The sequence below is a fragment of the Lentzea sp. NBRC 105346 genome, from assembly GCF_030269605.1.
GTDB lineage: Bacteria > Actinomycetota > Actinomycetes > Mycobacteriales > Pseudonocardiaceae > Lentzea.
Genome location: NZ_BSTQ01000005.1, coordinates 342,436 through 365,565 on the forward strand (window position 1 = coordinate 342,436; position 23,130 = coordinate 365,565).

The 23,130-nt window shown below is 67.1% G+C and carries 25 protein-coding genes, 1 tRNA gene and 1 pseudogene; 9 read left to right on the forward strand and 18 right to left on the reverse strand.

Going from position 1 to position 23,130, the window contains the following annotated elements; all coding sequences use genetic code 11:
• The first annotated feature begins 132 nt into the window (after positions 1–132).
• Positions 133–963 carry an inositol monophosphatase family protein gene (locus QSK35_RS13785; RefSeq protein WP_285745900.1) on the forward strand — a complete coding sequence of 277 codons (831 nt, stop codon included), beginning with the start codon at positions 133–135 and terminating at the stop codon, positions 961–963.
• Here the strand turns inward: QSK35_RS13785 and QSK35_RS13790 are convergent.
• From QSK35_RS13790 to QSK35_RS13820, 7 genes are read right to left on the reverse strand one after another with little or no spacing between them, the layout of a single operon-like run.
• Positions 952–1,374, reverse strand: coding sequence for a hypothetical protein (locus QSK35_RS13790; protein ID WP_285745901.1), 423 nt, complete (start codon positions 1,372–1,374; stop codon positions 952–954). The two genes, QSK35_RS13785 and QSK35_RS13790, sit on opposite strands and share 12 nt — an antisense overlap.
• A gap of 34 nt (positions 1,375–1,408) precedes the next feature.
• The gene (gene paaE, locus QSK35_RS13795; RefSeq protein ID WP_285745902.1) at positions 1,409–2,449 is read right to left on the reverse strand and encodes a 1,2-phenylacetyl-CoA epoxidase subunit PaaE; all 1,041 of its coding nucleotides are present in this window, start codon (positions 2,447–2,449) and stop codon (positions 1,409–1,411) included.
• A 1-nt stretch (position 2,450) separates the two neighbouring features.
• Positions 2,451–2,945: a 1,2-phenylacetyl-CoA epoxidase subunit PaaD gene (gene paaD, locus QSK35_RS13800; RefSeq protein WP_285745904.1), complete on the reverse strand. Its 495-nt coding sequence runs from the start codon at positions 2,943–2,945 to the stop codon at positions 2,451–2,453.
• Positions 2,939–3,823: a 1,2-phenylacetyl-CoA epoxidase subunit PaaC gene (paaC, locus tag QSK35_RS13805; RefSeq protein WP_285745906.1), complete on the reverse strand. Its 885-nt coding sequence runs from the start codon at positions 3,821–3,823 to the stop codon at positions 2,939–2,941. Before paaC ends, paaD begins: the two co-directional genes overlap by 7 nt.
• Positions 3,820–4,104 (reverse strand): 1,2-phenylacetyl-CoA epoxidase subunit PaaB, encoded by a 285-nt coding sequence (paaB, locus tag QSK35_RS13810; protein ID WP_285745908.1) that lies wholly within the window; start codon positions 4,102–4,104, stop codon positions 3,820–3,822. The genes paaC and paaB overlap by 4 nt, the downstream gene beginning before the upstream one ends.
• On the reverse strand, positions 4,101–5,036 hold the full coding sequence (paaA, locus tag QSK35_RS13815; RefSeq protein ID WP_285745910.1) for a 1,2-phenylacetyl-CoA epoxidase subunit PaaA: 936 nt from the start codon (positions 5,034–5,036) through the stop codon (positions 4,101–4,103). Before paaA ends, paaB begins: the two co-directional genes overlap by 4 nt.
• 10 nt (positions 5,037–5,046) lie before the next feature.
• Entirely contained in the window at positions 5,047–5,493 is a 447-nt protein-coding gene (locus QSK35_RS13820) for a DUF3592 domain-containing protein (protein WP_285745911.1), read from the reverse strand.
• Positions 5,494–5,556: 63 nt separating this feature from the next.
• On the opposite strand from QSK35_RS13820, the gene QSK35_RS13825 reads away from it, so the two are divergent.
• The gene (locus tag QSK35_RS13825) at positions 5,557–6,789 is read left to right on the forward strand and encodes an isochorismate synthase (protein ID WP_285745913.1); all 1,233 of its coding nucleotides are present in this window, start codon (positions 5,557–5,559) and stop codon (positions 6,787–6,789) included.
• Between the two features lie 63 nt (positions 6,790–6,852).
• Here the strand turns inward: QSK35_RS13825 and QSK35_RS13830 are convergent, their stop codons facing one another.
• Positions 6,853–8,364 (reverse strand): M1 family metallopeptidase, encoded by a 1,512-nt coding sequence (locus QSK35_RS13830; protein ID WP_285745914.1) that lies wholly within the window; start codon positions 8,362–8,364, stop codon positions 6,853–6,855.
• A 52-nt stretch (positions 8,365–8,416) separates the two neighbouring features.
• On the reverse strand, positions 8,417–10,009 hold the full coding sequence (gene menD, locus QSK35_RS13835) for a 2-succinyl-5-enolpyruvyl-6-hydroxy-3-cyclohexene-1-carboxylic-acid synthase (protein ID WP_285745916.1): 1,593 nt from the start codon (positions 10,007–10,009) through the stop codon (positions 8,417–8,419).
• A gap of 44 nt (positions 10,010–10,053) precedes the next feature.
• Here menD and QSK35_RS13840 point away from each other — a divergent pair, with 44 nt between their 5' ends.
• The 6 genes from QSK35_RS13840 to QSK35_RS13865 all read left to right on the forward strand — a co-directional run bounded on the left by QSK35_RS13840 (position 10,054) and on the right by QSK35_RS13865 (position 14,849).
• A complete protein-coding gene (locus QSK35_RS13840) occupies positions 10,054–10,965 on the forward strand; it encodes a 1,4-dihydroxy-2-naphthoyl-CoA synthase (RefSeq protein WP_285745918.1) in 912 nt (303 codons plus the stop codon).
• The gene (menE, locus tag QSK35_RS13845; protein ID WP_285745920.1) at positions 10,965–11,987 is read left to right on the forward strand and encodes an o-succinylbenzoate--CoA ligase; all 1,023 of its coding nucleotides are present in this window, start codon (positions 10,965–10,967) and stop codon (positions 11,985–11,987) included. The genes QSK35_RS13840 and menE overlap by 1 nt, the downstream gene beginning before the upstream one ends.
• Before the next feature lie 30 nt (positions 11,988–12,017).
• The gene (locus tag QSK35_RS13850) at positions 12,018–13,103 is read left to right on the forward strand and encodes a DUF8814 domain-containing protein (RefSeq protein WP_285745922.1); all 1,086 of its coding nucleotides are present in this window, start codon (positions 12,018–12,020) and stop codon (positions 13,101–13,103) included.
• Between the two features lie 51 nt (positions 13,104–13,154).
• Entirely contained in the window at positions 13,155–14,027 is an 873-nt protein-coding gene (locus QSK35_RS13855; protein WP_285745924.1) for a 1,4-dihydroxy-2-naphthoate polyprenyltransferase, read from the forward strand.
• A 21-nt stretch (positions 14,028–14,048) separates the two neighbouring features.
• Positions 14,049–14,134 (forward strand) — tRNA-Leu (locus tag QSK35_RS13860).
• Positions 14,135–14,201: 67 nt separating this feature from the next.
• A complete protein-coding gene (locus tag QSK35_RS13865) occupies positions 14,202–14,849 on the forward strand; it encodes a hypothetical protein (RefSeq protein WP_285745926.1) in 648 nt (215 codons plus the stop codon).
• 12 nt (positions 14,850–14,861) lie between these two features.
• On the opposite strand, the pseudogene QSK35_RS42710 reads toward QSK35_RS13865, so the two are convergent.
• From QSK35_RS42710 to QSK35_RS13905, 8 genes and pseudogenes are all read right to left on the reverse strand, one after another.
• Positions 14,862–15,890: pseudogene (locus QSK35_RS42710) on the reverse strand (recombinase family protein); the annotation flags it as partial.
• Between the two features lie 135 nt (positions 15,891–16,025).
• Complete coding sequence (locus tag QSK35_RS13875) at positions 16,026–17,423, reverse strand: tyrosine-type recombinase/integrase (protein ID WP_285745929.1); 1,398 nt, start codon at positions 17,421–17,423, stop codon at positions 16,026–16,028.
• A complete protein-coding gene (locus QSK35_RS13880) occupies positions 17,423–17,650 on the reverse strand; it encodes a helix-turn-helix domain-containing protein (protein WP_285745930.1) in 228 nt (75 codons plus the stop codon). Before QSK35_RS13880 ends, QSK35_RS13875 begins: the two co-directional genes overlap by 1 nt.
• A gap of 12 nt (positions 17,651–17,662) precedes the next feature.
• Positions 17,663–18,313 (reverse strand): ImmA/IrrE family metallo-endopeptidase, encoded by a 651-nt coding sequence (locus QSK35_RS13885; protein WP_285745932.1) that lies wholly within the window; start codon positions 18,311–18,313, stop codon positions 17,663–17,665.
• A 23-nt stretch (positions 18,314–18,336) separates the two neighbouring features.
• A complete protein-coding gene (locus QSK35_RS13890; protein WP_285745934.1) occupies positions 18,337–18,702 on the reverse strand; it encodes a helix-turn-helix domain-containing protein in 366 nt (121 codons plus the stop codon).
• 75 nt (positions 18,703–18,777) lie between these two features.
• Positions 18,778–19,368 (reverse strand): DUF2637 domain-containing protein, encoded by a 591-nt coding sequence (locus QSK35_RS13895; RefSeq protein WP_285745936.1) that lies wholly within the window; start codon positions 19,366–19,368, stop codon positions 18,778–18,780.
• Positions 19,369–19,402: 34 nt separating this feature from the next.
• The gene (locus QSK35_RS13900; protein ID WP_285745938.1) at positions 19,403–20,251 is read right to left on the reverse strand and encodes a replication-relaxation family protein; all 849 of its coding nucleotides are present in this window, start codon (positions 20,249–20,251) and stop codon (positions 19,403–19,405) included.
• 133 nt (positions 20,252–20,384) lie between these two features.
• Positions 20,385–22,601, reverse strand: a complete 2,217-nt coding sequence (locus tag QSK35_RS13905; protein ID WP_285745940.1) for a type IV secretory system conjugative DNA transfer family protein — start codon at positions 22,599–22,601, stop codon at positions 20,385–20,387.
• A 68-nt stretch (positions 22,602–22,669) separates the two neighbouring features.
• Between QSK35_RS13905 and QSK35_RS13910 the strand changes: the two genes are divergently transcribed.
• Positions 22,670–22,879 (forward strand): hypothetical protein, encoded by a 210-nt coding sequence (locus tag QSK35_RS13910; RefSeq protein ID WP_285745942.1) that lies wholly within the window; start codon positions 22,670–22,672, stop codon positions 22,877–22,879.
• 62 nt (positions 22,880–22,941) lie between these two features.
• Here QSK35_RS13910 and QSK35_RS13915 read toward each other — a convergent pair whose 3' ends face one another.
• Positions 22,942–23,127 (reverse strand): hypothetical protein, encoded by a 186-nt coding sequence (locus tag QSK35_RS13915; protein WP_285745944.1) that lies wholly within the window; start codon positions 23,125–23,127, stop codon positions 22,942–22,944.
• Between the last annotated feature and the right edge of the window lie 3 nt (positions 23,128–23,130).

Below are 23,130 nucleotides of genomic sequence, written 5' to 3' on the forward strand. Positions count from 1 at the left end.
CAGGCCGCGCCTTTCCGCCGCATGACCAGATCGGGAACGCCCTTTGAACACCACCCGTCGTGACCTGGAGATCGCCAGAGCGTCACCTCGTGGTCGCGTGACAGACACCCGGCACGCCGAAACTAGGTCGGCATGACCGTCTTGTCGTCCCGTCCCGCGTATCCGGTCGACCCCGGCATGGTGTCGATCGCGCTGGAGGTCGCCGGTCGCCTCGCCAACGACGCCTCGGACGTGATCATGGCGACGGCGGGCCGCGGTGCCCGTCCCGCGGACGACGAGTCCCCGTTCGACTGGGTCACCGACACCGACCACACGCTGGAGCGCCACACCCGCCGCGTGCTGACCGGCGAGTTCCCGGACATCCCCGTGTACTGCGAGAACACCGACGTCGAAGTGCGCGGCGGCTCCGAGTACCGCTGGGTCGTCGACCCCGTGGACGGCACCGCGAACTACACCGCGGGCATGCCGTGGTGCGCCTACAGCCTCGCCCTGGTCGACCGCTGGGGCCCCGTCGTCGGGGTCGTCGCCGACCCGTACCGCGCCCAGATCTACGCCGCCGCGCGCGGTCGCGGCATGCGCGCCAACGGCACGCCGGTGAAGCTCACCGAACGGCAGGGCGACAGCCTCGTTGTATGCACCGAGATGACCCGCACCGGGCCGTGGCCGGGCATGGGGTCGTTCATCACGACGGCCGCCGTCGCCGGCACCGGCGTGCGCGTGCTGGGCTCGAAGGCGCTGGCCGTGGCGCAGGTGGCGCTGGGGCACGTCGCCGCCGCGGTGCTGCACGGCTACCACGAGTGGGACGTCGCCGGTGCCGTCGCGCTGGCCGTCGAGTCCGGTGCGGTGGTGCTGGACCGGCGCGGTGACGGCGCCCTGCTGCCCGTCGACGGATTGCTGGTCGCCGCACCCGACGTGGCCGACGAGGTGCTCGGCTGGTGGCAGTCGGCGCTGTCAGCCGCCTAGGTCTTCCGCCGCCCGTTCGAGCTTGCGATAGACGGGGTGCTGCCGGTCGACGGGACCGAGCGCGCGGCCCAGCTGGGCGATGCCGCGCAGGTCGTCCAGGTCCCTGGAGAGCTCGTCCGCCCGGTCGGGCTGGGCGGCGATGGCCTTCCTGGTGGCCTCCGCACAGCGTTCGACCAGCTCGGACCACATGTCCACGGGCGGGATGTACGGGAGCCGGGGCCTGCGCACGAGGGCGAACACCATGCCCGCGACCGCGCCGGGCACGCCGCCGAAGACCAGTGCCACCAGCAGGATCCCGACCGCGATCGACTCCGGGGCCGTCTCGGTGTTCTTGAACAACGCCACCCCGGCGGCCAGCAGCGTGACGAGGGCCGTGCCGATGAGGAATCCGATGCGGGTGGAGCGCCCCATGACCGAGATCGTGCCAGACCAAACGGATGTGCGCTCAGGCGTCGAAGTCCACGGTCACTTCGGAACTCGTCGGCACGGCCTGGCACGTCAGCACGAAGCCCGACTCGACCTCGTGCGGGTCCAGCGCGTAGTTCCGCTTCATCTCGACCGACCCGCACGTGACCTTCGCCCGGCACGTCCCGCAGACGCCGCCCTTGCAGGCGAACGGCAGGTCCGCGCGCACGCGTTGTGCGGCGTCGAGGATCGGTTCGTCGGCGGGCAGGGCCAGCGTGGTCGACTTGCCGTCCAGCACGACCGTCACGGACGCGGCGGACTCGACGCGCTCCTCGGTCCGGCGCGGCGGGGGCGGCGGCTCGTCGACGTAGAACAGCTCGTGGTGCACACGATCCGCGGGCACGCCACGTTCGCTCAGCACGGCCTCGGCGTCCTTCACCAGGCCGTAGGGACCGCAGAGCCACCACTGGTCGACATCGTCGAACGGCACGACCGTCGAGAACAGGTCGCGCAGCTTCGCCGCGTCCAGCCGGCCGGAGAACAGCTCGACGTCGCGCGGTTCGCGCGACAGGACGTGGATCAGCTGGAACGTCGAGGGGTAGCGGTCCTTCAGGTCGGCCAGCTCGTCGGCGAACATGACGGTGTCCGTGCGGCGGTTGCCGTACATCAACGTGACGCGCGCGCCGGCGGCCAGCACGGTCGACGCGATCGACAACGCCGGGGTGATGCCCGAACCCGCGACCACGAAACCGTGGTGGGCCACGTCCGAGGACGGCGTGAACTTGCCCAGCGGCGGCAGCACCTCGACCACGTCACCGGGCTGGATGCGGTCGACGAGCCACGTCGAGAACAGGCCGTCGGTCACCCGCCGCACGCCGACGCGCGGGGCGGCGCCGGCCGGGGCGCAGATCGAGTACGAACGGCGTTCGTCGCCGTTGCGCAGGGTCAGGTACTGGCCGGCGCCGAACGCGAACTCCTCGGCCAGCTCGGCGGGGACGTCGAACGTGACGGCCACGGCGTCATCGCACAGCCGGTCGACCTTCGACACGGTCAGCTTGTGGAAGGCAGCCCTTCGAGACATCTCAGATCTCCTTGACGTGCTCGAAGGGTTCGAGGCAGTCCTCGCAGCGGCGCAGCGCCTTGCACGCCGTGGAGCCGAAGCGGGACACCTCGGTGGTGCGCGGCGAGTCGCACCGCGGGCACAGCACGCGCCGCGACGGCGGCGTGAGGTTCAGCGGCACCGGGCCTGCCTCACGAGGCCCGAGCCGCGACGGTGGCGCGATGCCCGCCTCGTGCAGCTTGCGGCGGCCGTCCTCGGTGATCCAGTCCGTCGTCCACGCCGGGGACAACGAGGTGCGGACCTCGACCTCGGCGAAGCCCGCGGCGGTCAGCGACCGGCGCAGGTCGGCACCCATCTCGTCCAGCGCGGGACAGCCCGTGTAGGTCGGCGTGATCGTGACGACGACGCGGCCGTCCTGCTCGGACACGTCCCGGAGCACGCCGAGGTCGGCCAGGGTGAGCACCGGAAGTTCCGGATCCCGGACCCGCGAGGCGACTTCCAGTGCGCTGGTTACCACGTCGCTCCCGGCAACGAGCGGTGCAGGTGCTGCATCTCGGCCAGCAGGTAGCCCATGGACTCGGTGTGCACGCCGTCGCGGCCGGCCATGCCCGCGACCAACGGCGTCGGCGCGTCGGCCGGTCGCGTCAGCCCGGCGGCCGAGAAGACGGCCTCGAGCACACCGTCCACTTCGGACTTCAGCTCGGCGGCGGGGACAGCAACGCCTCCGAGTCGCGACTCGACGTCGTGGCTGAGGAAGAGTTCGCTCACGAACGGCCACACGCGGTCGAGACCGGCCTGCATGCGGCGGTGCGACTCCTCCGTGCCGCCGCCGAGGCGGACGGCCCACTGCGCGGCGTGGTCGCGGTGGTACGCCAGCTCCTTGAGGCCCTTCTCCGCAACGGCGGCCAGGACCGGGTCGGCCGAGCCGCGCAACCGGGAGAACAGCGCGAGGCGCCACGTGGAGAACACCAGCAGCCGCGCGATGGTCGTACCGAAGTCGCCACCCGGTCCGGGGCCGCAGTCGATCTCGGCCAGGTGCACGTTGCGGAACCCGCGCTCATCGCGCAGGAACGCCAGCTCGTCCTCGTCCTTGCCGAGCACGTCACCCGCGCGTGACAGCAGCAGGCGCGCCTGGCCGAGGAGGTCCAGCGCGATGTTGGCGAGCGCGATGTCCTCTTCGATCTCCGGCGCGCGCGAGCACCACTCGGCGAGGCGCTGGGACATGATCAGCGCGTCGTCGCCGAGCATCAGGCAGTAGATCGCGAGTGCTTCGGCGTCCACAGTGGACGGAATCTCCCGGTCGACGCCGACCAGGGACTCGGAGAAACCGGTGCCGAACGCCCAGTGCGAGTCCTCGTGGCCGAGCAGAGATTCGTAGGCGTTGTCGAAGCTCATAGGTGCGGCACGTCCTCGGGAATCGAGTAGAACGTCGGGTGCCGGTACACCTTGTCGCCGCTCGGCGAGAAGAACGGGTCCTTCTCGTCCGGCGAGGACGCCGTGATGTCGTCGGCCTTCACGACCCAGATGGACACACCCTCGTTGCGGCGCGTGTAGACGTCACGGGCGTTGCGCAGCGCCATTTCGGCGTCCGGCGCGTGCAGTGACCCGACGTGCACGTGGTTCAGCCCGCGCTTGCCGCGGACGAAGACTTCCCAGAGCGGCCAAGAAGTACTCACGCCACACCTTCCTTGACCTGCTTCGCCGCGTACGCCTCGGCGGCTTCGCGCACCCAGGCACCGTCCTCGTGCGCCTTGCGCCGGTGCGCGAGGCGCTGCTCGTTGCACACACCGTTGCCCTTGACGACCTGCCAGAACTCGTCCCAGTCCGGCTGGCCGAAGTCGTGGTGCCCGCGCTCTTCGTTCCACTTCAACAGTGGGTCGGGCAGCGTGACACCGAGCTTCTCGGCCTGCGGCACGGTCATGTCGACGAACTTCTGCCGCAGCTCGTCGTTGGTGTTGCGCTTGATCCGCCACGCCATCGACTGCTCGGTGTTGGACGACTCGGAGTCCGGCGGGCCGAACATCATCAGCGACGGCCACCACCAGCGGTTCACCGAGTCCTGGACCATGTCCCGCTGGGCCTGCGTGCCGCGCATCATGGTCATCAGCAGCTCGTAGCCCTGCCGCTGGTGGAAGGACTCCTCCTTGCAGACGCGGATCATGGCGCGCGCGTAGGGGCCGTAGGACGTGCGGCACAGCGGCACCTGGTTGCAGATCGCGGCCCCGTCGACGAGCCAGCCGATCACGCCGACGTCCGCGAACGTCAGGGTCGGGTAGTTGAAGATCGAGGAGTACTTCTGCCTGCCCTCGATCAGCTTGTCCGTGAGGTCCGCCCGGTCCGCGCCGAGCGTCTCGGTCGCCGAGTACAGGTACAGGCCGTGGCCGGCCTCGTCCTGCACCTTCGCCAGCAGGATCGCCTTGCGGCGCAACGACGGCGCGCGGCTGATCCAGTTGCCCTCCGGCTGCATGCCGATGATCTCGGAATGCGCGTGCTGGGCGATCTGCCTGATCAGCGTCTTGCGGTAGCCGTCGGGCATCCAGTCGCGAGGCTCGATGCGCGCCTCGGCCTGGACCGTCCGCTCGAACGCGAGCTCCAGCTCATCCGCCATGGGGCAGATGTTACACCTTTCGCCGAAATCTGCGCAGAACTGTCACAACCACGCCAATGACCACCCACACGGCGAGCAGGAACGTGCTGACCGGCAGCAGGCTCAGGGCCGCGGTCCGTCCGGCCACCCTGGTCAGCTCGGGGTTCGCCTGGTCGTACTCGACCCGCACGCGCTGCCCAGGTTCGAGCCCCTCGGGGTAGAGCACGCCGAGATTCGGGATGATCACGCGACCGTCCGGTGTGGCGTAGCGCACAACTGTCCGGTTGAAAGAGACCGAGACGACCTCCGCCGCGGCGGTGCCCATGCGCTTCTCGATCGCCATGTCACCGCGCCAGCACGCGATCGGAAGCAGCACGCAGACCAGCGTGACCACGACACCTGTCGTCAGGAGCACCCGAACCGCCACCCGGCGGACGCGTACGCCGACCGGCGGCTTCACCACTGCGTCGTCCACCACAACTGAGAAGTCTAGAGCCGGGTCAGGGCGCGATCTTCAGGTTCGGGTTCATACCCTCGAAGAGTGACATCAGCACCCACGTCGCGAGTCCGGCCCCGATCGCGCGTCCTCACCAGACGCGACGACGCTTCGGACCTGCTGGCCATGCTGCCCGACCCGGACCACGCGCTCGCCTGGGTGCGAGACGGATCCGGGCTGGTCGGATGGGGTGAAGCGGCCCGGCTGGAGGTGCGCGGACCGGACCGGTTCGAGCAGGCGGACCGCTGGTGGCGCGACTTCGTGGCCGCTTTGGACGTGGACGACGAACTGGGCGTGCCCGGCAGCGGGCCCGTCGCGTTCGTCTCGATGGCGTTCGCCGACGACCCCGGCCACTCGGTGCTGATCGTGCCGGAGGTCGTCCTGGGCCGGCGCAACGGCGACACGTGGGTCACCACGATCGCCGGTTCCACCCCGGACCCCGCGATCGAGCCGCTGCGCCGCCCGGAGACGGTCCGGTACTCCAACGGGCAGCTGCCGGTCACCGCGTACCGCGAGGCCGTGCGCAAGGCCGTGGCGCGGATGCGGGACGGCGAGCTGGACAAGGTCGTGCTCGCGCACGACCTGCTGGCGGTCACGGACAAGCGGCTCGACCAGCGGTACGTGCTGCGCGGGCTGGCGCGGCGTTATCCGGAGTGCTGGACGTACGCCGTGGACGGTCTCGTCGGGGCCACACCCGAACTGCTGCTGCGGCGCACCGGGTCCGTCGTGGACTCGCGGGTGCTGGCCGGCACGACGTGGCCGCACGACGGGATGACCGACACCGACCTCGCCCAGTCCCTCATGTCGTCCGTGAAGGACCTCGAGGAGCACGACTACGCCGTCATGTCGCTCGCCGAGACCCTGCGGCCCTTCTGTTCGACGATGTCCGTCGAGGGGCCTTCCGTGTTGCGCCTGCCCAACGTGTCGCATCTGTCTTCGGACGTGATCGGGACCCTGTCGTCCTCTGCCTCTCTGCTGCGGCTCGGGGAGGCCGTGCACCCCACGGCGGCCGTCGGCGGGACGCCCACGGTGGACGCCACGTCGTTGATCAGTCAGCTGGAGGGGATGGACCGCGGGCGGTACGCCGGGCCCGTCGGGTGGATCGACGGGAACGGGGACGGGGAGCTCGGGATCGCGCTGCGGTGCGCGCAGATCGACGGCTCCACCGCTCGCCTGTTCGCCGGCTGCGGCGTGGTGGCGGACTCGGACCCCGACACCGAGGTCCAGGAAGCCCACGCCAAGATGCGCCCCATGCGTGAGGCCCTCGAGGGCCTGTAAGTGCCGTTAAGGCCACCTTTGCTGCGGGGGACGCAGCAAAGGTGGCCTTAACGGTGGTTCAGATCAGTGGTCGTGCGCCGCCAGGACCTCGTGGGTCAGGGCGATCTTCTGACGCGACTTGGGCTCGGCGGCCTTCGCCGTCACGCCGGCCGAAGCGATGCCGACCGACGCACGGCCAGGCGCCTCGGCGGGCTTGCCCTTGGTGAAGAGCCACGTCTGGAACAGCTCGTCGAGCTGCTGACCGGACACTTCCTCAGCGGTCGCGATGAACTCCTCGATCGTCGCGTCGCTGTAGCGCTTCTTCGCCGTCCAGGCCTTCAGGATCCCGAAGAACTTGTCGTCGCCGACGGCGACGCGCAGGGCGTGCAGGGTGAGCGCGCCGCGGTCGTAGACGGCGCCGTTGAACTCGTTGCCCGAGCCGGGGTCGCCGATGACGACCTGCCAGAAGGGGCTGTCCGCCGGGTAGAGGTCGTAGGTGAAGTCGGCGTTCTCCTGCGCCGTGCCCTCACCGATGTGCTCCGACCACAGGAACTCGGCGTAGGACGCGAAGCCCTCGTTCAGCCAGATGTCCCGCCAGTGGTGCGTGGAGACGGAGTCACCGAACCACTGGTGGCCCAGCTCGTGCGCGACGACGTAGGTGTTGGCGCCACGACGGAAGAACGCGGTGTCGTAGTTCGGCCGCGTCTGGTTCTCCAGCGCGTAGCCGAGGTCGTTGGTGCCGATACCGCCCTGGGCCTCGAACGGGTACGGCCCGAAGACGCTCTCCTCGAACTCGATGACCTCGGAGGTGCGCTCGATGCTGGCGATCGCGGCGTCGCGGTTCTCACCGAGGCGCTCGGAGTAGGCGTTCAGCACGGGCTGGCCGTTCGGCGCCGTCGACTGACGGATCTCGAACTGGCCGATGTTGATGAACGTCAGGTAGCTGGCCTGCGGCTTGGTGCTGCGCCAGTTCCAGCGCGTCCAGCCGTTGATCAGGCGCGTGTTGCCGACGAAGCGGCCGTTCGACAGGACCTCCGTGCCGTCCGGCACGGCGACGGACACGTCGTAGGTGGCCTTGTCGGTCGGGTGGTCGTTGCTCGGGAACCACCATGAGGCGATCTGCGGCTCGCCGATCCCCAGCGCGCCGTCGACCGTCTTGGTCCACGCGGTGAAGCCTGCGGCGTCCTTCACCTGGCCGGGCACGTCGTCGTAGGTCACGACGATGGTGACGTCGGCGTTCTTGCGGAGGCCGCCCTTCGGCGTCACGGTGAGCTCGCCGTCGGCCTGGCTGAACGTGGCGGGGGCGTTGTTCACCCGCAGCGTCTTGACCTTCAGCAGGAAGTCGAGGTTGAACTGGGTCAGGTCCTCGGTCGCCTTGGCGAGGATCGTCGTGGTGCCCCAGAGACGGTCCGCGCCGGGCTGGTAGTTGAGTCGGATGTCGTAGTGCGACACGTCGTAGCCGCCGTTGCCGGCCGTTGGGTAGTACGGGTCCCCCGCGCCGGGCGCGCCAGGAGCCGCGGCGAGTGCCGTTCCGGCGAACAGCGTCATCGCGGCGGCGGTGGCGACCGCGGCCGTTGCCTTGGATCTGATCGACATGCCCGGAAACTATCCCCGCGAGAAGGCGTCTGATACCTCCTTACGTATGTTCCTAACGGGCGAGAAGTGTTGACACCGTCGACTTGAGACGTTCGTGGAGATCACGTAGTCCGGCCCGCTGCGCACGCACTTCGACCACGTGGATGCCACGTGGGATGGCAAGCGCAGCACGGAATTGCTCCGCGCTGTCCACAAGCGAATGCGGAATTCGGTAGCCCGCGCACAAAGCGGCCAAATCGGCGTGGTGCGGTGTACCGAAAACGCGTTCGAAACTCAACTCGTGTTCCGGAGAACCTTGTTCCAGCAACGAGAAGATGCCGCCTCCGTCGTCGTTCAGCACGACGATCGTGAGATCCGGCCGCTCCTCGTCGGGACCGATCAGCAGGCCGTTCAGGTCATGCAGGAACGTCAGGTCGCCGAGCAGCGCGTACGCCGGGCCGCTCGCCAGCGCGAGGCCGACGGCGGTGGACACGCTCCCGTCGATGCCGGCGACGCCGCGGTTGGCGAAAACGTGGTCGCGCGGCGTGGCGACGAGATCGATGTCGCGGACCGGGTTCGACGAACCGACGAACAGCGGCGCGTCCTCGCCGATGGCCTCGACCAGCTCGCGCGCCACGTGCAGCCCGGTCGGCCACGGCTCCTCGGCAAGCAGCTCGTCCACGGCGACCGCGACGGCCTTGTCGGTCGCGCGCCACTCCTCCGTCCACGCGTGGTCGACGGTCTCCGGCCTCGGCAGCCACGGCGTCGCGTGCGTCGCGTTGAACTGCGGGTCCGGCCAGTCCTCATCTCCGACGACGTGCACGGTCGGCGTCCGCGCGAGCAGCCGCGAGATCCCGCGCGACAACGTCGCCCGGCCGACCACGACCACCGCCTCCGGCTCCAGGTGCTCGGGCAGACCGGCGTTGACCAGCAACGTTCCGTGCTTCAGGCAGTTCCGGCCCGCGGTGGGCGCGGCGATCACCGGCCAGCCGAGGTGCTGGGCGGCGCTTGCCCGTTCGGGGTGGTCCTCACCGATGACGACGACCGTGCGGCTGCTCAGGTGTCCGGCGGGGCCGTAGCTGACTTTGCTCGCGGTTTCGGTGCGCGTCCACGCCTCGCGGCCGTCGTCCGGCCAGCTCGAGTCGTCGTCCGGCACGAGCGGCTCGCGGAACGGGACGTTGACGTGCACCGGACCACGCCGCCCGATCGCCCGGCAGATCAGCGACCGCCACATCGGGTGCTGGCCCTCGCGTTGTTCGGCGATCGGGATGTGCAGCGTCTCGACGCCGAGAATGCCGTGCTGGTCGACGGTCTGGCTGGCGCCGGCGCGGTGCAGCTCGACCGGCCGGTCGGCGGTCAACGCGATCAGCGGCACCTTCGAGTGAACCGCCTCGAGCATCGCGGGGTGCAGGTTCGCCACCGCCGTGCCGGACGTGCAGCTGACCACGACCGGCGTACGCGTGCCCAGCGCGAGCCCGAGCGCCAGGAACCCCGCGCCACGTTCGTCGATGCGGACGTGCAGGTTGATCCGCCCGGCCAGCGACGCCGCGTGCAGCGCGAAGGACAGCGGGGCGTTGCGCGATCCGGGGCAGAGCACGGCGTGCCGGACGCCGTTGCGGATCAGCTCGTCGACGAGCACCCTCGCCTGCGCGGTGGACGGATTCACACCGCTGAGTGTCCCATCAGGCGACTGCGCCTATTGTCACGGCCGTGGCAGACCAGGACGTTTCCGAGCTGTTCGACCCCGCCGCGTGGAAGCCGGTCGAGGGGTTCGACTTCACCGACATCACCTACCACCGCGCCGTCGACCAGGGCACCGTGCGGATCGCCTTCGACCGGCCCGAGGTGCGCAACGCGTTCCGCCCGCACACCGTCGACGAGCTGTACCGGGCGCTCGACCACGCGCGGATGAGCTCGGACGTCGGCTGCGTGCTGCTGACCGGCAACGGCCCGTCCCCCCGTGACGGTGGCCATGCGTTCTGCTCCGGCGGCGACCAGCGCATCCGCGGCCGCAGCGGCTACCAGTACGCCTCGGGCGAGACCGCGGAGACGGTCGACCCGGCGCGCGCCGGCCGGCTGCACATCCTGGAGTGCCAGCGCCTGATCAGGTTCATGCCGAAGGTCGTGATCGCGGTCGTCAACGGCTGGGCCGCGGGCGGTGGGCACAGCCTGCACGTCGTGTGTGATCTCACGCTGGCGTCGGAGGAACACGCTCGCTTCAAGCAGACCGACGCGGATGTCGGCTCGTTCGACGGCGGCTACGGCTCCGCGTACCTGGCCCGTCAGGTCGGCCAGAAGTTCGCCCGCGAGATCTTCTTCCTCGGCCGCACGTACAGCGCCGAGGAGATGCACAAGATGGGCGCGGTCAACGCCGTCGTGCCGCACGCCTCGTTGGAGACCACGGCGCTGGAGTGGGCGCGCGAGATCAACGGCAAGTCGCCGACCGCCCAGCGGATGCTCAAGTACGCGTTCAACCTCATCGACGACGGCCTGGTCGGCCAGCAGCTCTTCGCCGGTGAGACGACGCGCCTCGCGTACATGACCGACGAGGCCGTCGAGGGCCGGGACGCGTTCCTGGAGAAGCGCGATCCCGACTGGTCCCCCTTCCCCCACTACTTCTGATGATCGAGGAGCTCCGGGAGGCTCTCGCCGGTGGCCCACCGCTGGTCACCGGTCCGCTGGAGGGCTGGGAGAAGGCGGCGGCGCTCGGCGTGACCACGTCCGGCTCGACCGGCACGCCGAAGACCGTGCTGCTGTCCGCCGAGGCGCTGACGTACTCGGCTTCGGCCACGCACGACCGGCTCGGCGGACCGGGCACGTGGCTGCTCGCGCTGCCCGCGGACCACATCGCCGGAATCCAGGTGCTGGTCAGGTCGATCGTGGCGGGCACGTCGCCCGGCGTGATGGACCTGTCCGGCGGCTTCCGCGCGATGGGGTTCGCACAGGCCGCGCAGCCCGTGCTGGCCACGCCGGGCCGGCACTACACCGCGCTGGTACCGACCCAGCTCGCCCGGATCGTGGCCGGTGAAGGGCCCGGTCTGGCGGCGCTGCGGGCGTTCGACGCCGTGCTGATCGGCGGCGCGGCGACCCCGCCACCGCTGCTGGAGCACGCCCGGTCGCTGGGCGTGCGGGTGGTGACGACGTACGGCATGACGGAGACCGCGGGCGGCTGCGTGTACGACGGCGTGCCGCTGGACGGCGTGCGCGTGTCGGCGGACGACGTGATCTCCATCGCCGGTCCCGTGCTCGCACTGGGCTACCAGGGCGGCGAGCCGTTCGGCCCGTCGTTCCGCACCGAGGATCTCGGGCGATTCGTGGACGGCCGGCTCGAGGTGCTCGGGCGGGCGGACGACGTGATCATCACCGGCGGCGAGAAGATCGCTCCGGCGCTGGTGGAACGGGCCCTGGTCGCCGTGGACGGCGTGCGCGAGGCATGTGTCGTCGGGGTTCCGGACGCCGAATGGGGTCAGGTTGTCGCCGCGGCGGTGGTGGCGTCCGGTGTCTCGGCAGACGAACTGCGGGACGCGGTTCGCGTGTCAGTCGGCCGCTCAGCGACACCCAAACGCGTGATGTTCGTATCCGAGCTTCCGTTGCGCGGACCGGGAAAGGTGGACCGAGCGGCCGTCGTGACCGCCTTTAGGTGAACCTTTACCGCCGGGGGTGAGGCTGCCGACATGCGCATCCTCTTATCCCTGGCCGCGGCCGCCGCACTGGCCGTCGGGCTCGCCCCTGCAGCGCACGCGTCGTCCAACGACTGGACGGTCGACGTCTCCTCGTCGACCGTGACCTGGGGCGGCTCGCCCCGCATGGGCACGGTCGAGCTCGAACCACACGTGTTGGCGTCCCCCGCGAACTCCGTGTCCGCTGAGGTGGCGGGCTCGGACGTCGTGGCCGATGTCAGAGGCCTGATCGGCGACGACGAGTGGACCGAGTGGCGCGAGGCGCCCGCGGTCCTGCCGCAGACCGTGACGACCGTCCAGGTCCGACTGGTCTATTCGGAGTCCGGTCGCGCTTCCTCGGTGTCGTTCAAGGCATCCGCCGTTGCTTCTAAGTCCGATGTGGACATTCTCGCCGCCGGTCGTTCGTACAAGGTGTTCGCCACCCGCGAGGGCCTGGTCGGCGGCACGACGGCCAACGGCCACGTGATCAAGTCACGCGACCACTTCGTCGCCCTGCCGTCGCGCCGAGGCCTGGCGTCCAACAACAACGGCAACTACAGCGTGCAGGTCTGCGCCTCGAACGGCCGCTGCGAGTGGGCGCCGGTGTGGGACGTCGGCCCGTGGAACACCAAGGACGACTACTGGAACCCCGCTTCGGTCCGGGAGATGTGGAAGGACCTGCCGCAGGGCAAGCCGGAGGCGCAGGCGGCGTTCCAGAGCGGCTACAACGGCGGCAAGGACCAGTTCGGCCGGCGCGTGCCGAATCCGGCGGGTATCGATCTGGCCGACGGCACGTTCTGGGACGGCCTGAAGCTGACGGACAACTCCTGGGTGACCGTCACCTATCTGTGGACCGGCTCGGGCCCGGCCGGCGTGATTCGTACGGAGGCCAACCCGCTGAACGTCCGTTCGTCCGCGTCCTCGTCGGGCGCCCAGGTCGGCCTGGCGGCCAAGTACGCGCAGGTCCGCGTCCTGTGCCAGACGACCGGTGAGCGCGTGACCGGCACGCAGGGCACCTCGAACATCTGGTACCGCATCGCGGCGGGCAAGTACGTGGCCAAGGCGTACGTCTCGGGTGTGAGCGGCGCTACGACCTGCTGATTTTTCCGACCTGGGGAGGGGTCCTCGCGTTCCATGGCGCAGGATGTGTCCATGGCATCAGTCGTCCAGTGGATCTCGGGGACCCGCCCCCGTACGCTGCCGAATTCCATCGCGCCCGTGCTCGTCGGCGCGGGCGCCGCCCAGCACATCGGGGCGTTCCGTCTCCCGTGGGCGCTGCTGGCTCTGCTGGTGTCGGTGTCCCTGCAGGTCGGCGTGAACTACGCCAACGACTACTCCGACGGCATCCGCGGAACCGACGACCAGCGAGTGGGCCCGTTCCGCCTGGTCGGCTCGGGTGCCGCGACCCCGTCGTCGGTCCGGCTGGCGGCTTTCGTGGCGTTGGGCGTGGCCGCTGTCGCCGGTTTGGTCCTGGTGGTGCTGTCCGGCCACTGGTGGATGATCGCTTTCGGCGCGGTGTGCATCCTCGCCGCCTGGTTCTACACCGGCGGCAAGCGTCCCTACGGCTACATGGGCCTGGGCGAGCTGGCCGTGTTCATCTTCTTCGGCCCGGCCGCCGTGCTCGGCACCCTGTACGTCCTGTCCGGCGAGGTCACCGGGATCGGGATCGGCGCGGCCATCGCGGTCGGCTGCTTCTCCACGGCTGTAATGGTCGGCAACTCGTTGCGTGACATTCCCACCGATGTGGTGGCCGGCAAGCGGACCCTGGCCGTCGTCCTGGGCGACAAGGACACGCGCCGGTTCTACCTGGCCCTGGTGGCGGTGCCCTTCCTGATCGCCCTCGGCATGGCCGTGCGGGTGCCGTTCGCCCTGCTCGGGTTCCTCGCGTTGCCCGTGCTGCTGCCTGCCGTGCGGCGGGTCGCTTCGGGGAAGAAGGGGCGGGAGCTGATCCCCGTGCTGCAGTTCACCGGGCTCGCGATGCTCACCTGGTCGGTACTGGTGACCGTGGCACTCTGGCTGGACTGATATCCTGCTGCGGCTGCACCGGTCCGGGTGGCGGAATGGCAGACGCGCTAGCTTGAGGTGCTAGTCCCCGCAAGGGGGTGGGGGTTCAAGTCCCCCCTCGGACACCAAAACGGTCACGTTTGAACCCCGGTCCCGGTTGGGTCCGGGGTTCTTCGTATCGGCGGGAAGTGGGCCGTGCGGGCGCTGTATGGCGTCCTCGGGCCGCACCAGTTCCAGGGTGGCGCGTTGTGCGCCGGTGGGTCGTTCCCGACCCTTGGCGGGGCGGGTACGGATTGTGATCTTCGGTTCGTCGGTCTTCGTCTCCGGCAGCCCTGCGGCAAGCTCGGGGGCGAGGAGATGGGCGAAGCCTTCAGTAAGGTCCGCGCCCTGCACCTGGTCGTCCATGATCCAGAGGCGGGCGAAGACGGCTTGGTTGAGCTGTCGGCGGACGTCGGGTGGAGCGCTGAGGTACAGCCGGTGCGCGTTGGCGCAGAGCAGCAGTGCCTCCTCGACCACCTTCATCACGGCCTCGATCTCGGTCGAGCACTGGTCGATGATCTGTTGCGCCTGGGCGAGCTCGCGGGTGATGCGCTCCTGCTCAGACTTCAGGTGTTCCAGGGAGATCGCGTCGGCGTACCGCATCTCGATCAGCTTGAGCTGTTGGTTTTGCAGTTCCTTCCTCCGCTTCTCTTGCCGGTCAAGTTCGGCTCGGTTGCTGTGCTGGCGACCCACAAGTGCGGCCATCACTTGCTCACGGATCGCAGCGATGCGGCTCTCGGACAACTGGATGCGAGACCAGTAGTCCTCGACGGCCGTCTCAACCTCAGCGATCAGGATCGTTGACTGCGTGCAGTCCTCCTTCTTGGCTCGGCCAAGGCAGTAGAAGTACGGGTAGACCGTGCCCCAGCGGTTCTTGGCATTCATGACTCCGAACCGTCCGCGGCAGCGACCGCAGAAGATCGAGCCCTTGAGGTAGTGCGGGTGCTTGTGGACCTTCTCCCGCGCTGCTGCACGGGCGGTCCTCACCGCCTGCACTTGCTCGAAGGTCACCGTGTCGATGAGCGCCGGATGCCGGCCGTCGTACTCGATGCCCTCGTAGCTGACGAAGCCGATGTAGTAGCGATTGACGAGCATCTTGTCGATGTGCTGGTAGCGCAACGGACGCTCCGGGAGCTTCTTGGTGGCAGGGATGCGCAGTCCTCGACGGTTGAGTTCGTCGGTGAGCTGGCGCATGGTCCACTCGCCCGTGGCGTAGGCGCTGAACATCCACTGGATGAGCGGTGCCCGCTCTGGATCGACGGCGACCGTACGAATCTCACGGCCGTCGATGCGTTCGCGGACGTTCCGGTAGCCGAGGGGTGCGTGACCCGGCGTGCCGCCGGACTTGGCCTTCTGTCGCAATCCCTTCTTGGCTTCGCTGGCCAGGTTGGCGGAGTAGAACTCCGCAATACTCGCCATGATCCCGTGCAGGAGCTTGCCCGAGGGTGTCTCGTCGATGTTCTCCTTGGAGGAGACGAACTGTGCTCCGGCCTTGCGAACGGCCATGTTGATCAGCACGTCGTCTTCCCGGTTGCGGGCAAGCCGGTCAACCTTGTCCACGATGACGTAGCTGATGACGCCCAGTTCGCGGATGAAGCCGAGCATCTGTTGCAGTTCGGGACGGTCAGCAGTCTTGGCAGACTCAGCCGCGTCCACGAACTCGGCCACGATGACCGCGCCGAGTTGTTCGGCCTTCTTCTGGTTGGCCTCTCGTTGGGCTGCGATGGACAGGCCCTCTTCGTCGTAACCGGTCTCGGTCTGCGCCTTGGTGGAGACGCGGAGGTAGCTGACGGCGAACTTGGTGTCTTCGGGGAAAGGTTGTGTCGGGTCGAGGAGTATGCGCATAGCGCCATCCCTTCGTGGTTGGTCGGTGGGTTGAGGTGAGCGGGTTCAAGACCGGCTCCTTTCGGGTTGTCGAAATAGGGAGGGAGCGCATCCGGCGGGCTGGAGGACCGCGTTCGCGGCGCTCATATCGGCGCGTCATGCCGCACGCCCCAGGCCGGTGTCTTTGACGGCAAAGTTGACGGCAACGCATCCGAGCTTCCATGCGCGTCTGCGCCTCGTCACGGCCTGGTTTATTGAGGTAACACGACTTTGCAAGCTGTCATGGATGGGCCTGAAGAGCCTTGTGTCCCCAGTTCGAGTCTGGGAGGAGCCACCAGAGAAGACTTCACCGATTTCGGTGGAGTCTTTTCTTGTTGACGGCTGTTCTTGACGGCTACCGCTGCGATCATCTGCTGCATGTTTGGCAAGTAGCGCGGCTTCGACTTTTTCGAGTGCAGTGCGCTTGCTCTGCATGTCAATGTGCTGATAGATTCCCGTGGTCCTGACATCGCCGTGTCCGAGGATTGCTTGGATGTCACGGTCATGGACTTGTAGATTCTTTTGGGTGGTTGCGTTGGTGTGTCGCATTCCGTGAACTGTGATCCGGCGGAGATTGTGGTTCTCACATATTCGCAAGAAGGATCGGTAGAGGTTTCTCGACTCTATGGGGCGGCCAGACTTTGTCGTGAAGACGAGTTCATCCTCGTTCGCTGTGCCTCGCCAACTTGCGCCAGCCAAGTCGCGGGCGGCCAATTGCTCACGTTTCCGCACCATCAAGATATCTGCCACACTAGCCAGAAGTGGCTCGTCGCGCACACTTGAGTCCGTCTTCAGTTCGACTTGCTGAAGCTCGCCGCCAATTCGCTGTACCTGCTGTCTGATGTGGAGCACGCCTCTGTTGAAATCGATGTCTCGCCATCTGATGCCGAGTACTTCACCCCGACGTAGGCCATACATCACTAGCAGCAGGAATGCCGGGTAGAGCGGGTCAGGCTTTGCAACTTCCAGGAAGTGCATCGCCTCTTCGGTGCTCCAGTGTTCTGCCTCTCTCGACTTATACCGTGGAAGTTCCACCAGCCGTGCTACGTTGCGGGTGATTAGCTCCTGTCGTACCGCGTAGGTCAGAGAGGCGCTTAGCACCTTCCTTATCTGATGGATACTGGCTACGGAAACACCGTCACTCACCAGCTGGTCAATGAAGGACTGAACTACTTTGACCGACAGTTGGTGCAACTTGTAGTGGCCGAGCCTTGGCTTAAGATGAAGCCGTACAACAGACTCGTGTCGGCGTAGGGTGAGCGGTCGCCGCTTCGAGGTACTGAGCCAGTGGTCTAAGAAACTGCTCATCCCCCATGATTTGTCGGCTAAAGGTGTACCCCCGAGAACTTGGGCTGTCAGGATAGCGAGCTTCTCCTGTGCCTCTACCTTGGTCGCTCCGTAAACGCGAACACGCTTCTTCTGGCCGCTAGCAGTGGGGAGATACTTGGCTCCTTCCCAGCGCCCGTCTTTGCGCTTGTAGAAGCTCCCTTCGCCATTCATGTTTCGCCGCGCCATTACGCAGTCGCCTCGATGGTTAGTTTCTCGACCAGGGCGCGAAGGGCGCTTCGAGGGATGAGGCGGCGACTACGCAGTTTGATACTGGCAAGCTGGCGCGAGTGGATGTACTGATAAAGCGTCCACTTGCTGACGCGCAACTCGGCACAGGCTTCGGCCACAGTAAGGAGCTCGTCGGAACCCTCGGCCGCGGTGCGGAAGTAGGTTGGTAGATAGCTCGTGGTCATAGGTGTTCCTCCTTATGGTGTTGTTGGGCAAACTTCGGGTCGCATTACCGGAGCCTTGCGGAAGTAGCTGCGAACCGGGCGGCTCAACCCGCGCAAGCTGATGTGGCGTGTTCGTGGTTCGATGAGGCGTAGTTCGCGGAGACGAATCGTCATTGCGGCCTCGGAGACGTTGAACTTGGCTGCGAGTGCAGCCGGGCTTTGAATGCCGCTGGCCCAAGCGCTCTTGAGCCAGCCGCGCGGCATAAGCAAGCAAGCTGCGAAGTAGTCGCAAATTTGCTCGGTCATGCGGTGCCGCTCTTCTTCTGTTGATCCAAGGTCACTGTAGATTTCGTTGATAAACGGGTGATCTAGCACATGCTTTAGCTCATGACTGAGGGTGAAACGACGGCGTGTGGCGCTTTCATCGCGGTTGATTACTATGAGCCAACGTCCACGACTCCATTGAGAGAACCCAGAGACTCCGCCAAGGTTCATTTTCGGCTCTACCTTAACTTCGATGCGCGGCAATTCGGCAATGAGGCCGACATCAACATCTGGCTCGCGCTGACCGAGAAGCTCTAGCAGCAGCGTGGCTTGACGTTCAGCAATGCCCTTAGCTTCATGGAGTTCGAGTGGCCGGTTTGGCATGAGTGCCCTTAACTGCTTGATGATAAGTGTTTGCATGTGCTGTCCTTTCTTACGACGTTCTATTTATCTGGCGGTGCGGTGTTGTACTTTTCGATGATCTTCTGTATCTGCTCAGTGGCTTCAGCTAAGGCGTCGCCCTTCAAGCCGTGTTTCTGTCTCAGATATGGCGCAACACTAGGAAGTCCCTTAGGTGGTGTCACGCCGATGAATCCAAGTAGATCAGCGGGGTCGATCTTTAGCACCTCGGCTATGCGCTGCAAGCGGTCGGCCGATGGATGCTCACTTTGGCCCATTTCGATCTTTGCTAAGTAGCTGTAGTTCAATCCTGCAAGCGCGGCTAGCTGCCGCAACGACAAGTCTGCCGCTTCTCTGGCTTGACGGATTGACACACCCAAGCCTGATTGTTCTTTGTTGCTTTCTTTCATTGTGTTTCCCCTATGAAACTAACTATAGGAGAAAGTGTTTCATTTGTGAAACGTCAAATTGACAACGCAAAGGCATTAAGGGTTTGCCTCCCCTGTCGGCTGACGAACTCTCCGCAGCAACTCTGTCGCTCGACCGGTGCTGACGTGAAGCTGCTTGCGGAGCTGGTCGCGCGTGATCGGCTTGCCGTGCTCGACGCGGTGAGCTTCGTCAGCGGCGCGGGCCGCCTCAAGAAGGTCGTCCTCGCCGGCGTCCGCGGCGTCCTGGTGCTCGGGCAGGTCCGTACTGGGCGGGACAGCTTCATCCTCGTCGTCCTGGCCGTGCAGGACGGCCAGGTGCGAGAGCAGGCCGAGGACGGCGGGCGGGACGGCTCCGACAAGCACGACGATCGGCCAGGTCACCGTGAGCACCTTCGCGGCGATCAGGTGCCAGGCGGCATTGCCGACCAGCGACAGCCCGATAGCCCCGATGGCGTTCCAACGGGCGAACCGACGAGCCGCTACTGAACCGGTGGCCTTGGACAACCACACCCGCGTCGCGGTCATGGCGTAGGCGTCGATTGTGAACGGCAGTAGCGGCGCCAGAGCTTCCGGCCAGCCGGTCGCCGCTGCCAGCGAGTGCAGACCGGAGAAGCTGCTAACGGCCGCTGCGCAGGCAGTGACGGTCATGCCCGCGACCACCCACCAGTCGCGGGACTTTTGTCTACTCATGGGCCGTCTCGCTGAGCTCCGCGGTGAACCAGCCCACGGCCTCATCGTGCAGCACTACGGCGAACAGCTCGTCGGCCGGAGCGGGCAGCTTGGCGAGCACAGCGGCCACCACCTCACGCCGTTCCAAAGTCGGAACAGTGACCAGGACGCGCGGTACGACGTCGCCGGGGCCGAGCTGCCCGAGGTTCACGAAGTCGATGTACGCCAGGAACTTGCCGCGCAGCGTGGGCGTGGCTTCGGTGGCGAGATCAACCTCCACCCACCAGTGGTCAGTGAACTCGCCTGCGGAGATCGACAGGTAAGCATCGGGCTTCATCCACCCGCCGGCCCCGTTGGGCCACCACGCGGCGGGCTCGGCCTGGAAGTCGTCGAGCGCGAAGCTCCCGGCTTGAGCTTGTTCGACCAGCTGCACGTACAGCTCGCTCGTGGCCAGGGTGTGCGCAACGAACCGGTCCCCGATTGAACCTGGCCGCCGGATGCGCTCGTCGCCACGCGACAGGTTGCGGCGCAGTCGAAGCAGCCGTTCCCCGGCAACGTCGAGCGCGTAGGTGAGCTGTGCCGAACCGCGGAGACTGCCGCCCACCCGACGAGCAAGAGGCATGAGGGCCTGGGCGTCGACCAACCGCTTCAGTACCCGCCAACGAACGACGGATCGACTCTTGCCACTCAGGTCCGCGAAGTGCAGCCGTTCGAGCTGGAGGCCGGTCGCCAGCCGGAGCCGGTTGACCGTTTCGAGGATCAGCCAGTCGCGTTCGGTCAGCGTTTCGGCCAGCGCGACGACGAGCGCCGACCGGACACGACGGCCGGAGGACGGAGTGGACGGGAAGGCGCGAGGCGTCATGCCGAGTCCTCCATGAAGAGGAGGAGGCATTTCGTTGGCGCTATCGGCCTGGGCGTGCCGTCTGACATCGGTGGCCGCGACATGAGGTGCCAAGCGACCCCAACGCCGAACCCAACACGTCGCGCGGCCCAGCTCATGACGAACCTCCGCGCTTCGCACGGCCGATGCGCGCTCCAGTTGGTGTCTCGATGCGAGAGCGCAACGCCGCTTCGACATCGGCCCGAGGCGTCCCGTAGCGCTGGCGGCTCTGCTCGGAGAGCACGGAGACGTCGTGAAGTTGCGGGCCGAGTGGTCGAGTCACGCCGGTCGCGGGCAGGCGGGTCTGTCCGCCGACACTGGCACGAATGGCGACCTCGTAGACCGGCAGGCCCTTGAGGTCTGCTGCGGTCATGGCGGGAGCGAAGCGCTTCTCCAGCGTGCGGGCGTCGTCGTGGTCGAGCTGGAAGGCGACTTGTGACCGCGCGGTGCCAAGAACGGCCGACTGCACCTGGCGGGGAAGCTGGTCGAGGTACTGGTGTGCCAACGTCAGCCCCAGGCCGAGCCCGCGCGCCTGGGCGAGCATGTCGGCCAGCTCGTTGTCAGACCCCAGCCGCAGCACATCTTGGAACTCATCGAGGTAAGCCCACGCCGGACGGCGCTTCTCGGCAGGGACGGCGGCACGGCCGAGGGTGGCTTGCCAGAGCGCGGCCATGAGCAGCGAGCCGAGTAGGTGCGCCGTCTCAGTGCCGACGATTCCCTTGCTGAGTGGTACGAGCACGATGTGCCGCTTGCGGAACACGTCGGCCAGGTCGATGCCCTTGCTCTGGCCGAGCATCAGGCGAAGTGACGTGCGGGTGGTCAGGGTGCGCAGCTTGTTGAGGCTCGGGCCGATGACCTGTGCGCGTTCGCCTTCGCTCATGTGCTCGTAGGCGGCCCAGAAGCTCCGCACCGTGTCCGGGACGCCGGCCTGCGCCGTGACGAACCTACGTAAGGTCGGATTGAGCAGCAGTTCGGGAACCTCCGTGAGCGCGAAGGCTGAGCCGTCCGCGGCCCGCGTGTGAGTCAGTGTCAGGAGGCAGTTGCGGAGTACGTCACTCGTCCTCGGTCCCCAGGACGAACGCCACAGTTCCGAGAAGACGTGCACGACGTGATCCACCACAAGCTCACGCTCATGCTCGCTGCGACCGACTTGCAGGACGTTGAAGCCGACCGGGAAGTCCGTTGCGGACGGATCGAGGACGATGACGTCCTCCGTCCTGCTGCTCGGTACGCGGGACAGGACGTCGGCCACAAGATCGCTCTTGGGGTCGAGGAGCACCAGGCCGTCACCGCGCTCGATGTCCTGAAGCGCCGCGTTGGCGATGAGCGTGGACTTACCGACACCCGTTGGCCCGATGAGGTGCAGGTGCCTCAGTCGGTCTTCGGTCGTGAGGGTGAGGGGCCGGTTGAGAGCGCCGGGGAAGTTGCTGTCAGCCAGCACGAGTCCCTTGCGCGCCATGCCTTCCGGTGGCGGAAGCTGTCGCGAACGGCCGAGCTCCAGTCCGGGGAGGTAGACGTTGCCCAAGGGGATGCCGAGCAGCCCGGCGGCCTCGTTGGTGTTCAGACGCATCGGCCAGACGGTCAGCGGGAGCGCGCGCTTGTAGAGGCGTTCGGCAGCAACCGATGTGCCGAGGAACCCTCGCGGCAGGAAGGACACACCGGGCGCGTCCAGCATCTTGAAGGCGTTGGCGACGCGATTGAGCAGGCTGATTGCCCTCGCCCTGTTCGGTGCGCTGATGGCGACACGCGCCACCACGTCGAAGACCGGCGCGGCGTTCTTGGCGCGGACTGCGCGTGCCAGCTCGGCCGCGTCGTCCTTGCCGGGCAGGAAGCTCCGTGAACCGGAGAGAATCCACTGAATGCGCACTGCCTCGCTCGACGTAAGCGGGTGCAGTCCGGACAGGAGGGCCGTGACGGCGGACTCTGCTCGGTCGTGACCGAGGGGGCGTTGCAAATTGGTCAGTTTGTACTCACTGGCCACGCGAACCGCGGGGCGGTCGGTGAGGTAGTCGGGAGCCTCCTCCGTCCGTACCCCTGGCAGCGCCGAACGCAGCCGGGCGAGCGTGCTGGCCTCTTGGCCGAGCGGGACGAGCAGGTAGTAGCAGATGCCCTGATGGGTTGCCTGCACCTCGAAGCTGACCGGCCAGCGGCGGGTGTCGGCAGCGAGCACGCCGAGCCACGCGGCGATATGGTCGGCGGCGAGGCCGCTTGGCAGTTGCAGCCGGTAGGCGACAAGCCGGGCACGCCAGTAGCGCGACTCCAGCCAACGGGCTGTGAGGATGAGCGACAGGATGAGAAGGCCGCCAGCGGCGGTCAGGAGAGCCAGGATCATGACGCCTCCTGGCCGGGGTCCGGCTGTGCGTCCGGACGGTCGGGCTTCGAGGCGTCTTCGCTCAGGCGGTGCAGAGCAAAGGTGATGAGCGCGTCAGCGAAGCGTTCAAGGTCCAGTTCGGCGCGGCGTTCGCCAACGACACGAATTTTCTTTCTTGGTTTGTCCATAGGGAGCCTTTCCGTTGGTTATGGCTGCGTGAAGCAGCCGAGCTAGCGAAAACACGGATGCACTCCCTTCTTGTTGTTATGGAGCTGACTGGCGGCACGGTCGAGCCGTAGAAATTACAGCCGCCGCGCCGCCAGAGAGACGGCTGTGAATTCCGCAGCGCTTGAGGTTCCAGTCAGCGCCGACGGATACCGCGGAAGATGAACCAGTAGATGACTCCCAGAGCTACCGCCGTGACGAGGATGGGGACGAGCGGCGCGAGCAGCCAGTAGGCCACCCGCGCCACCCCGGCCACCAGGAGCACGAGCAGCAGCGCACCGAACACGGCGGTAAGCGCCTTGCCGAACATTCCTGGGTGCATGAC

Bases quoted from the DNA above. Each gene is read 5' to 3' on its own strand.
- paaC (WP_285745906.1), bottom strand. From the start codon at position 3,823: ATGAGCTTCGACAACGCCTACGAATCTCTGCTCGGCCACGAGGACTCG.
- QSK35_RS13900 (WP_285745938.1), bottom strand. From the start codon at position 20,251: ATGACGCCTCGCGCCTTCCCGTCCACTCCGTCCTCCGGCCGTCGTGTC.
- QSK35_RS13855 (WP_285745924.1), top strand. From the start codon at position 13,155: ATGGCATCAGTCGTCCAGTGGATCTCGGGGACCCGCCCCCGTACGCTG.
- QSK35_RS13850 (WP_285745922.1), top strand. From the start codon at position 12,018: ATGCGCATCCTCTTATCCCTGGCCGCGGCCGCCGCACTGGCCGTCGGG.
- QSK35_RS13885 (WP_285745932.1), bottom strand. From the start codon at position 18,313: ATGCAAACACTTATCATCAAGCAGTTAAGGGCACTCATGCCAAACCGG.
- QSK35_RS13895 (WP_285745936.1), bottom strand. From the start codon at position 19,368: ATGACCGTCACTGCCTGCGCAGCGGCCGTTAGCAGCTTCTCCGGTCTG.
- menE (WP_285745920.1), top strand. From the start codon at position 10,965: ATGATCGAGGAGCTCCGGGAGGCTCTCGCCGGTGGCCCACCGCTGGTC.
- paaE (WP_285745902.1), bottom strand. From the start codon at position 2,449: ATGTCTCGAAGGGCTGCCTTCCACAAGCTGACCGTGTCGAAGGTCGAC.
- QSK35_RS13915 (WP_285745944.1), bottom strand. From the start codon at position 23,127: ATGCACCCAGGAATGTTCGGCAAGGCGCTTACCGCCGTGTTCGGTGCG.
- QSK35_RS13830 (WP_285745914.1), bottom strand. From the start codon at position 8,364: ATGTCGATCAGATCCAAGGCAACGGCCGCGGTCGCCACCGCCGCCGCG.
- QSK35_RS13785 (WP_285745900.1), top strand. From the start codon at position 133: ATGACCGTCTTGTCGTCCCGTCCCGCGTATCCGGTCGACCCCGGCATG.
- QSK35_RS13880 (WP_285745930.1), bottom strand. From the start codon at position 17,650: ATGACCACGAGCTATCTACCAACCTACTTCCGCACCGCGGCCGAGGGT.
- QSK35_RS13905 (WP_285745940.1), bottom strand. From the start codon at position 22,601: ATGATCCTGGCTCTCCTGACCGCCGCTGGCGGCCTTCTCATCCTGTCG.
- QSK35_RS13875 (WP_285745929.1), bottom strand. From the start codon at position 17,423: ATGGCGCGGCGAAACATGAATGGCGAAGGGAGCTTCTACAAGCGCAAA.
- QSK35_RS13790 (WP_285745901.1), bottom strand. From the start codon at position 1,374: ATGGGGCGCTCCACCCGCATCGGATTCCTCATCGGCACGGCCCTCGTC.
- paaA (WP_285745910.1), bottom strand. From the start codon at position 5,036: ATGGCGGATGAGCTGGAGCTCGCGTTCGAGCGGACGGTCCAGGCCGAG.
- QSK35_RS13890 (WP_285745934.1), bottom strand. From the start codon at position 18,702: ATGAAAGAAAGCAACAAAGAACAATCAGGCTTGGGTGTGTCAATCCGT.